Origin of the sequence: Rhodoblastus acidophilus (assembly GCF_009720655.1) — a bacterium.
In the GTDB taxonomy this organism is placed as follows: Bacteria; Pseudomonadota; Alphaproteobacteria; order Rhizobiales; family Beijerinckiaceae; genus Rhodoblastus; species Rhodoblastus acidophilus_A.
In genome coordinates, this window is record NZ_WNKS01000014.1 from 110,736 (window position 1) to 121,601 (window position 10,866).

Here is a 10,866-nt window from a genome sequence, read left to right on the forward strand (position 1 = left end):
GCGCAGTCTTCAACATTGCGATGGGGAAATGGAAATGAAATTGAACAGGTTGATGCTCGGATTGGTCCTGGCGGGCCTGCCCTCCGCCAGCCAGGCGCAGGAAAAGCATTTTGACCCCAAGGGCGCGCCGCCCTCGACCTTCACGATCGAGCTGCGAAAAGGCGTGTCCGCCACGCTGCCCTTCGAGGACCAGCGCGATTTCGAGGAAGCCAAGAGAGGTTTTGTCGCCGAGCCGCCCTACAAAAAGATCATGGCCGACGCCGGCCATGTCGCCTGGGACATGGGCAGCTACCAATGGCTGCTGCAAGGCAAGGATTTCGAGAGCATCCATCCCTCGCTGCAACGGCAGGCCGTGCTCAACATGGCCTACGGCCTCTATGAAGTCGTGCCGGACAAGGTCTATCAGGTGCGCGGCTTCGACCTCGCCAACATCACCTTCATCAAGGGGGATACCGGCTGGATCGTCTTCGATCCGCTGACGGCCAAGGAGACGGCGCGCGCCGCGCTCGAACTCGTCAACGAAAAGCTCGGCAAGCGCCCCGTGCTCGGCGTCGTTTATTCGCATTCGCATGTCGATCATTTCGGCGGCGTTCGCGGTGTCATTGACGAGGCCGACGCCGCCAGCGGCAAGGTCAAGGTGATCGCGCCCGAAGGTTTCATGCAGGCGGCGATCGAAGAAAACGTGTTCAGCGGCAACGCCATGTCACGGCGCACCCAATATTCCTACGCCGTGCTGCTGCCGCGCGACCCCCACGGCCACGCGGACCAGTCGATCGGCAAGAACGTGGCCAACGGCAATGTCGGCCTGATCGCGCCAAACGTCCTGATCAAGAAGGATTTTGAAGACCTCACCCTCGACGGCGTGCAAATGGTGTTCCAGAACACCCCCGATACCGAAGCCCCGGTCGAGATGAACACCTGGTTCCCGCAGTTCAAGGGGTTTTGGGCGGCGGAAAACATCACCGGCACCATCCACAACATCTATACGCCGCGCGGCGCCCCGGTGCGCAACGCGCTGAACTGGTCCAAGCAGATCAACACCGCCCTCTACAAGTTCGGCCAGTCCGCCGACGTGATGTTTGCCTCCCACAGCTGGCCGCGCTGGGGCAATGCGCGCATCCAGGAGGTCATGCGCACCCAGCGCGACACTTATGCGAATCTCAACAACCAGAGCCTGCACTTCGCCAATCAGGGCGTCACCATCAACGAAATTCAAAACGTCTACAAGCTGCCGCCGAGCCTGTGGAAACAATGGCCCGCGCACAGCTATCACGGCTCGGAAATGCACAACAGCCGCGGCGTCATCAACCGCTTCCTTGGCTATTGGGACGGCAACCCGACCAACATCGCGCCGCTGTCGCCGCGCGATTCCGCGCCGCTCTACGTCGAGATGATGGGCGGTTCGGAAAAGATTCTGGCCAAGGGCAAGGAGCTCAACGACGCCGGCAAATATCGCGACGCCATGGAAATCCTGAACAGACTGGTGTTCGCGCAACCGGGCAACCAGCCGGCGAAGGATTTGCTGGCGACGTCCTTCGAGCAGCTGGGCTATCAGATGGAGAGCCCGACCTTGCGCAACATCTATCTGCAGGGCGCCTACGAGCTGCGCAACGGCCTGCCGGGCGGCCCGGCCGTGCGCTCGGGCTCACCCGACGTGATCAGGGCCATGTCGACGGAGAACTGGCTCGACTTCATCGGCATCAGCATCGACCCGCGCAAGGCCGAGGGCCTGCGCTTCACCATCAACCTGTTCACGCCCGACAATGGCGAAAAATACATCATCGAAATGAGCAACGCGACGCTGACCAACATCAAGGGCGAGCAGGCGGACAACCCGGACCTCACCATCACGGTCAACCGCGCCGACCTCAATCAGGTGATGATGGGCGCGGCGACTTTTGATGATCTCGTCAAGGCCCGCAAGGCGACGTTTACCGGCGATCGCAAGCCGTTCGACCAGCTGCGCGGTCTGATCGTCGCTTTCAGGCCCAATTTCGAAATCATGCCCGGCACGGCGGCGAAGCCCGCGAGCGCGCCCGAGGAAAAACAGGCGGACCCGTTCAAGCTGCCCGACATGGCGCCGCCGGAATCGGCCGGCGACTGAAAATGCGCGCGAAGCGGCTCGCCGCTTCTCATCGACTGAAAAGAGGCGCGAAGCGGCGAGCCGCTCCGCGTCGGCGGCTTGCAGACCGGGCGGAGACCGCCACGCCCTTCGCAGGAGACATTGAGCGATGGACACAATGGATCGTCGAAAACTGATCTGCGGCGGCTTGATCGCCGCCGCGACCTTGGTATTACCCACGGGCGGCGAGGCGATGCCGATCCATGCAAGCGTCGCCGCCCCTGCCGATCCATCGATCTCCAAGGCGCAAGTCGTCGTCGTCGGGCCACGCCGCCGCCGTTGGGTTTGCTGGTGGAGAAGGGGCCGCCGCATCTGTGGCTGGCGCTGGATTTGAAAAGCGAAGTCAGACTCTAGAGTTTCTGGAAGGGAAATATGCAATGGCCTCCATCTTTTCACCTGGCGGCGATATCGAGACCGCGCTGGCGCCCTTGCGCGCCAAGCGGGGCTGGATCATCGCGCTGGGCGTCGTCTATCTCATCTCGGGCCTTGTGGCGCTCGGCAGCGTCGTAGCGGCGACCGCCGCGAGCGTTCTCGTGGTCGGCATCATGATGGTCGTGGCGGGCGTGTTCGAGGTGATCAACGCTTTCCAGGTCAAGACCTGGGGGCGTTTCTTCCTCTGGTTGTTGCTCGGCATTCTCTACATCGCCGCCGGCATCCTGGCCTGGGACAATCCCGCGCTCACGGCGGTCTGGCTGACCCTGTTCCTCGGGGCGGCGCTGGCCGCGTCCGGGATCACGCGCATTTTCCTGGCCTTCGGCATGAAGCAGGGTTCGCCCTGGATCCTGGTGGCGGTTTCCGGCCTCGTCACCCTGCTGCTTGGCGTCATCATCCTGGTGAAGTGGCCGGTTTCGGCGGTCTACACGCTGGGCATTTTCCTCGGGGTGGACCTTGTGTTCGCCGGCGCAAGCTGGATCGGCCTGGGATTTTCCCTCAAGAAGACGCAGGCCTGACATCCCGCGCCGCTCGGCGGCCCTGAGGTGCGGAGGTCATGTCTTCTGACGTTTCGCGCCTCGGGTCGCTGGCGAGGGAGGTGATCGGCGCGGCGGAGCTTTCTCCGCCGCGCTCCAATTCTCATACGATTTCCGAACGATCAGTTCGGAAATCGTATTCCGCTCGCGCGGAAATCCGCCCTTCGCCTGAAGGATTTCCGCGCGATTTCGTTTGCGCGGATCGCGAAGCGATCTTGCGGAAACCGTATCAGATGAATGTTTTGAAGCCGCGCGAGTCCGCGTGCAAGCGGACAACGACGCAAAAAGCGGAGCGCCCCGCATGCTCGCCCACCCTTCGCGCCCAAGCTCGGGCCGAAAGGGAGGGCGGACATCCGCCGGAGCGGAAATCCTCATTGCTCGGCGCCAGGGGCGAATCCTGAACAGCGCGGCGCGTTCGCCGGCGCATCGCAGCCATCATGGACGCCAGCACGCCGCCGGCCAAGGGCCGGAATTTGGCGCGGTTATCATGCGGACGAACGGCTGTGGACACACCGAGGAGATTGCGACCTCGGTCGCGAAATCTTGACTTGGCTCCCACGTTGTTTTAGGCAGCTTACGTAGCTGTAGCTTTAGCGGTTATTTTGGCTCTGCTTAAAATGTCTTCGAATTAAATCGCTGCCCTTGAGTTAACGCGAAGAGGGGCGCAACTTTGTGAAATAAAGCGATATATTTGAAGGGATTGAAGTCTTTCTGCATTGCCGTTGAAGCGCAGAAATTTAATACGAAGGCTAATTTTCGCAGGCGCGGGCCTTGTTTTGCCGATCGGATCTTAGCCGCTTTTGACCTCTGCAGGCCGCCTGCGCGCGGCAGGAGAAGCGACCATGGCCACCGACACTTGGACAAGCGACATTATCGCGAATTGGAACACGGCTGCGTATTGGAGCGCCGGCATCCCGATCGCGACCTCGAATTGCGTGATTTCCGCAGGCGGGGCCCAGGTGACCTCGGCGATCACGATCGCGTCGCTTGTCAACGCCGCTCAGGTCGATTTCACCAATGCGGGATCAAGCAAGATCACCGGCGCCGTGACCAACACCGGCGTGCTGACGCTCGACGCAGGCGCTGGCAATGGCGGCTCGAACCTGACGATCAGCGGCGTTCTGACCAATACGGGCGTTGTGCTTTTGGGCGCCACCGATAATTCATTGTCGAAATCGGATACGGTGGCCGTCGGCGGACTCGACAACACCAACGGCGTGCTCATGGTCGCGGGCGGCGCGGCCTCCACCTCCACCATGCTCGTCAAAGTGAATGGCGCGGCGGGGTTCGGCGTGACGGGCAAGGTCGAAGGCTGGGTGAGTCTTTCCGGCTATTCGACGATCTCGTTCGCGAGCGGCGCGATCACCGCCATTGATGCAAATGCGGGGCTCTCTCTGAATGGCGCGAACGCCTTTGTCGCCCTGGCCGGATCCCCGACCTCGAACAGCGCACTGACGGGCCTGCGCCTCAACGCTGGCGCGCTCACGCTGGAAAATGGCGTGAAATTGACGACCAGCGTCGGTCTCACCAATCTCGGGGAGATGGAAATCAGCTCGGCCAACGTCAGCGCGCCGGGCTCCGCAGTCGTCATTGGCGGCAATCTTAAAAACACTGGCCAGCTTAGCGTGGATTATTACAACACTGCTGGCGGATCGTCTCTCAAGATCAATGGCAGTTTGATCAATTATGGCGCCGTGAACCTTGGCTCCTATTCGCTCACCCGGACGACGACGGTCACGACGAACGGGCTTTACAACGCGAGTTCGGGATATCTTTACATTTCATCGAGTTTGCCCACCGCATTTCGGATGTGCTTGAACGTCCAAGCAGCGGCCGGCTTCGGCGTGGCGGGGGTGGAAACCGGCACGGTGTTCATCACCCGCTACGCCGGCATCCAGTTCGCGAGCGGCCAGATCACGACGATCCAGGGAAACCTCGGGCTGAGCGGCGCCAACGCGTTTGTGAACGTCGGCAACACCGCCCCGGGCGCCAACAGCGCGCTTGCCGGTCTGCAAACGGTCACCGGGACATTCTCGCTGAACAAGGGGGCGAAAGTCACGACGACAGGCGCGCTCACCATTCTTGGCTCCGTCTATCTCGACAACAACGGCTATTCGGACGACCGGAGCGGTCAGTATGGCGGGAAATCACAACTCACCATCGGCGGCGTGCTGACCAATTCGGGCGCTCTCGCGATCGGCGGTTCGGCATTGACCGGCCCCGACACCGTGACAACGACCGGCGTCGCCAATACCGGAATGATCACCCTCAAAGGCGGCGCTGACCCGTCGGCGGAGGCGTTGCTCAATGTCACTGGCGCCGCCGGCTTCGGGACCGCTGGCGTGTTGAGCGGCGCGGTGAGCCTTTCCGGCAATTCGATGGTGGAATTCGCCAGCGGGCAGATCACCACCATCGCGGGCGGGGCGTCGCTGAAGCTCGACGGGCCGAGCGCCTTCATCGCCGACGCGGGCGCGCTGACGTCGAACAGCGCGCTCACGGGATTGACCACAAACAGCGGGACGCTCTCCCTCTCCAACGGCGCCGCGATCAAGACAACCGCGGGTCTGACCAACACGAGCGGCGGTTATATATATCTCGATGTCAACCGAAATGGGGCCGTCGTCAACGGGGGGACGAGCCTGGCGCTTGGCGGAGTTCTGACCAATAAGGGCGCTTTCTCTGTTGGCTCCGCGAGCCTCATGACCTTGGACACGGTGACCGCGACCGGCGTCGCCAATTCCGGAACAATCACCCTCACAGGCGGCGCTTCGTGGTCGTCGCGGGCCGTGCTCAATGTCACCGGCGTCGCCGGCTTTGGGACCGTTGGCGTGTTGACCGGCCAGGTGAACCTTTCCGGAAATGCGTTGCTGGAGTTCGCCAGCGGGCAGATCAACACCATTGCGCGCGGAGCGTCGCTGATGCTCGACGGGCCGAGCGCCTTGATCGCCGACGCGGGCGCGCTGACGCGCAACAGCGCGCTCAACGGATTGGCCTTGAACGGTGGGTCCCTTAATCTCAGGAACGGTGCAGCCCTCACGACAAGCGCTGGTCTGACCAACACGAGCGGCAGTTATATCAATCTCGACTCGTCCGGGGGCGCCGGGGGGACGCGCCTGACGCTCACGGGAGTCCTGAAGAATATCGGCAGCTTGTATCTCGGCGCGTCAAGCCTGACGAAAGCGGACACCTTGACCGCGACCGGCGTCGCCAACACCGGAACGATCACCCTCACGGGCGGCGCTTCGCCGTCGGCGCAGGCCTTGCTCAACGTAACCGGCACAGCCGGCTTTGGAACCGTTGGCGTGTTGAGCGGCCAGGTGAGCCTGTCCGGAAGCTCGATGGTGGAGTTCGCCAGCGGGCAGATCACCACCATCGCGGGCGGGGCGTGGCTAACGCTCAACGGTCCGAGCGCCTTCATCGCCGACGCGGGCGCTCTGACGTCGAACAGCGCGCTCAAGGGATTGGCCGCGAACAGCGGGTCTTTCTATCTCTACAACGGCGCCGCCGTCACCACAGCCGCAGGTCTGACCAACAACAGCTACAGTTATATCGGTCTTGATCGCAGCCAATATGGGTCCGGCGGCGTCGGGGGGACGACCCTGACGCTTGGCGGAGTCCTGACCAACAGCGGCACCGTGTATGTCGGCGATTTCGGCATGTCCAATTCGGACATCTTGACCGCGACCGGCGTCGCCAACACCGGGACGATCACCCTCGAGGGCGGCGGTTCGTCGTCGGCGCAGGCCTTGCTCAATGTCGCGGGCGCCGCCGGCTTCGGGAGCACTGGCGTGCTGAGCGGCCAGGTGTACCTTGGCGGAAATTCGCTGGTGGAGTTCGCCAGCGGGCAGATCACCACCATCGGGGGCGGGGCGTCGCTGACGCTCAACGGAACGAACGCTTTCATCGCCGACGCGGGCGCCCTGACGTCGAACAGCGCGCTCCAGGGATTGACCGGGAACAGCGGCTGTCTCTATCTCAACGACGGCGTCGCCGTCGCAACAACCGCGAGTCTGACCAACGACGGCTCAATCTCTCTCGAAAATTACTCCGGGGGGACCGGGGGGACGACCTTGGCGCTCGGCGGCGTGCTGACCAATAACGGCAGTCTGACTGTCGACGCCAGGAGCGTGACGAACTCGGACTCCGTGACCGCGACGGGTGTCGTCAATAACGGCTTTATCACCCTCAGAGGTGATGAGTCCTCGTCGGCGCAGGCCTTGTTCAATGTCTCCGCCGCCGCCGGCTTCGGGATCACTGGCGTGTTGAGCGGCTCCGTGTACCTTTCCGGAACGTCGATGGTGGAGTTCGCCAGCGGGCAGATCACCACGATCGAGGGCGGGTCTTCGCTGACGCTCAATGGCCCGAGCGCCTTCATCTCCGACGCGGGCGCGCTGACGTCGAACAGCGCGCTCAAGGGATTGGCCACGAACAACGGAAATCTCTCTCTCTACAACGGCGCGGTGGTCACGACGTCTGGTGGGCTGAACAACACGAGTGGCAGCTCCATCTATCTTGATGCGAACTCAAATTACTACGGGCCCGTCGTCATCGGGGGGACGCGCCTGACGCTTGGCGGAGTCCTGTCCAACACCGGCTACTTGTATCTCGGCTCGACGAGCCTGGCGCAATCCGACATCTTGACCGCGACCGGCCTCGCCAACGGCGGAACGATCTCCGTCACAGGCGGCTCCTCGCCTTCGGCGCAGGCCGTGCTCAATGTTACCGGCGCCGCCGGCTTTGGGACCGCTGGCCTGTTGAAAGGCCAGGTGAGCCTTTCCGGCAATTCGCTGGTGCAGTTCGCCAGCGGGCAGATCACATCCGTCGCCAGCGGAGCGTCGCTGACGCTCAACGGGTCGAGCGCCTTCATCGCCGTCGCGAGCGCGCCGACATCGAACAGCGCGCTCAAGGGATTGGCCGCGAACAGCGGGTCTCTCTCTTTCAACAACGGCGCCGCCCTCACGACAACCGCGGGCCTGACCAACAACAGCGGCGGTACCATCAATCTTGACAACGCTTACGCCTCGGGCCTCATCGGGGGCTCGCGCCTGACGCTTGGCGGAGTCCTGACGAACAGCGGCAACTTGATTGTCGGCTCGACGAGTCTCATGACAACGGACACCTTCACCGCGACCGGCATCGCCAACACTGGATTTATCGGCTTGGCTGGCGGCGCTTCGTCGTCGGCGCAGGCCGTGCTCAATGTCACTGGCGCCGCCGGCTTCGGGACAGTCGGCGTGTTGAGCGGCAGCGTGAACCTTATCGGAAACGCGATGGTTGAGTTCGCCAGCGGGCAGATCACCACCATCGCGGGCGGGGCGAGCCTGTTGATCGACGGATCGAATGCCTTCATCGCCGACGCGGGCGCGCTGACCTCGAACAGCGCGCTCAAGGGATTGTCCACAAACAGCGGAAATCTCACCTTCCATAACGGGGTCGTCGTCGCCACAACGGTGGGTCTCACCAACAGCAGTTCTATCCATCTTGACGACTCCTATTACAAAGACGGGGGGACACGCCTGACGCTCGGCGGAGTCCTGACCAATAGCAGTGGCGGCAGCTTGTCTGTCGGCTCGACGAACCTGAAGAAATCGGACACCTTGACCGCGACCGGCCTCGCCAACGCCGGAACGATCACCCTCGTGGGCGGCGGTTCGTCGTCGGCGCAGGCCGTGCTCAATGTCACCGGCGCCGCCGGCTTTGGCGCCTCGGGCGTGTTGAGCGGCGAGGTGAACCTTTCCGGAAATGCGTTGGTGGCGTTCGCCAGCGGACAGATCACCACCATCGCAAGCGGGGCGGGCCTGGCGCTCGACGGACCGAACGCCTTCATCGCCGACGTGGGCGCGCTGACGTCGAGCAGCGCGCTCAAGGGATTGGCCACCAACAGCGGAAGTCTCTATTTCAACAATGGCGTCGTCGTCGCCACTACCGGCGCCCTCACCAACTCCGCCTACATCTCTCTGGACACCAACACCAACTCGACCTCGGCGGGTTCGAGCCTGAATGTCGGCGGCGTCCTCACCAACGGCGCTGGCGATTACATCACGATTGGATCATCCTATTATGCCTCCGGCCGTTCGCCGACGACAATCTCCGCTACGGGCGGCATCGTCAATAACGGCGCTTTCCAAGACAACGGCAACACGCTCATCAGCAGCGCCGTGACTGGAACGGGTTCGTTCTACCTTTACAATTCCAGTTCAACCGGCGCGATCATCGAGTTCGATTCAAGCGTCGGTTCCGGACAAAGCGTCTATTTGCAAGGAAAGAGCAAACTTGTCTTCGGCGCCGGCGGGGCGATGACCTTTGGCGGCAAGATCAACGGTTGGGCAGTCAACGATCTCCTCGATATCAAGGGTTTCGGAACCGGAACCACCTCGAGCTTCTCGAGCAATGTCCTGACACTGACCAACGGTTCGAACGTGGCCAATTTCGCCTTCGCGGGCACGGACGGAACCCACTTCTCGTTGACCTCCAGCGCAACGGAAACCTTCGTGAGCTACGTCTGATCAAGATTGATCCCGCGCGCGATCCACACAAGCCCCGCCGATTGCGGCGGGGCTTTTCTGTTCGAACGCGGGGAAAGCCCTGCGGGTGATTTCCTCTGCGGCGGCATGGCCGGTCAGACCGGGGCGAAGCCGGCGGTCGACGAGAATGGTGTCGAAACTCCATGTTGCATGCGCCGCGCGGCACACGATCCCGATAAGGCCGCATCAGCGACGCCCGCATCTCTTCGATTGCGCCCCCCAAGCGAGATTTTCCTCTGCCGCGCGGAAGGTTAGCGAGTGGGGTCTGCCCTGTCTCCGGCGCAGGAAATGTATTGCAATCCAGACTTGCGTGTTGACGATTACCTAAGGTAAGCTTAGCGGCGAGATAGCAACGCTGCATTCTGCGTTGTTTAAAATTGACAAAAGTCAAAAATTTATTGACAAAGAGGCAAGCTATGGCATTACGGCGTGTTCCCTCCTCCTACGCGACCATCCAGGATGCAGTTAACGCCGCCAGCGCAGGAGACACGATTGAGATTAGTTCGTCTTATGGCGGAAATGAATATGTCACGGTAACAGTCAACAATCTGATTTTTAACGCACCCGGCAATGTCACGGGCATCGTCCTGTACGCAGATGGCCTGATCTCCGCCATCACCCTGGCGGGCGCTGCGCCGATCAAAATATTCGGAACATCCGCCGATGAGACGTTCATCGGAAACGCCGGCAACAACGACATCGACGGCCAGTGGGGGAGCGACAACATTCAGGGCGGCGACGGCGCCGACACCATCTCGGCGATTGACGACGGCTTCGACAGCCTGTCCGGCGGGGCTGGCGCCGACACATTTGTCATCATGGGAGGTTCCGGCGGTGGAGGAACCGTGGATGGCGGAGCCGATATCGACACGGTCAAGGGGGCGATCCTCGGTGGCTACAGCTACAGCAATGTGGAAGTGCTCGACAGCTCCCTCGTCTACGCCACTGCGGCGCAGCTCTCCACCTTCACCAGCCTGATCGACAGCGGCAAGCTCACCACGCAGTTCCTGGTCTACATGTGCGGCGCGGGCGGTGCGATCGACTTCACCAGCCTCGTGACGGGCGGCGACTCCGTCTCCGTACACGGGGACGACTATCTGACAGCGGGCGTGACGGTCACCGGTACGTCCAATGCCGACTACTTCTCAGACACGCCGTTCGACGACGTTCTGAACGGCGGCGCGGGCGCCGACACGTTCAACGACAATTACGATGGCGACGCCGACGCGTTCAACGGCGGCGCCGGCGCCGA

General features: G+C 62.3%; 5 protein-coding genes. All 5 read left to right on the top strand.

Going from position 1 to position 10,866, the window contains the following annotated elements; all coding sequences use genetic code 11:
• The first annotated feature begins 34 nt into the window (after nt 1-34).
• Nucleotides 35-2,104, top strand: a complete 2,070-nt coding sequence (locus tag GJ654_RS14785; RefSeq protein ID WP_246664763.1) for an alkyl/aryl-sulfatase — start codon at nt 35-37, stop codon at nt 2,102-2,104.
• 127 nt (nt 2,105-2,231) lie between these two features.
• On the top strand, nt 2,232-2,456 hold the full coding sequence (locus GJ654_RS14790) for a hypothetical protein (RefSeq protein ID WP_155446938.1): 225 nt from the start codon (nt 2,232-2,234) through the stop codon (nt 2,454-2,456).
• Nucleotides 2,457-2,499: 43 nt separating this feature from the next.
• Nucleotides 2,500-3,072, top strand: coding sequence for an HdeD family acid-resistance protein (locus GJ654_RS14795; RefSeq protein ID WP_155446939.1), 573 nt, complete (start codon nt 2,500-2,502; stop codon nt 3,070-3,072).
• An 860-nt stretch (nt 3,073-3,932) separates the two neighbouring features.
• Nucleotides 3,933-9,596 (top strand): beta strand repeat-containing protein, encoded by a 5,664-nt coding sequence (locus tag GJ654_RS14800; RefSeq protein ID WP_155446940.1) that lies wholly within the window; start codon nt 3,933-3,935, stop codon nt 9,594-9,596.
• A 434-nt stretch (nt 9,597-10,030) separates the two neighbouring features.
• Nucleotides 10,031-10,866, top strand: an 836-nt coding sequence (locus GJ654_RS14805; protein WP_425540394.1) for a calcium-binding protein, incomplete at its 3' end; no start/stop codon positions are given.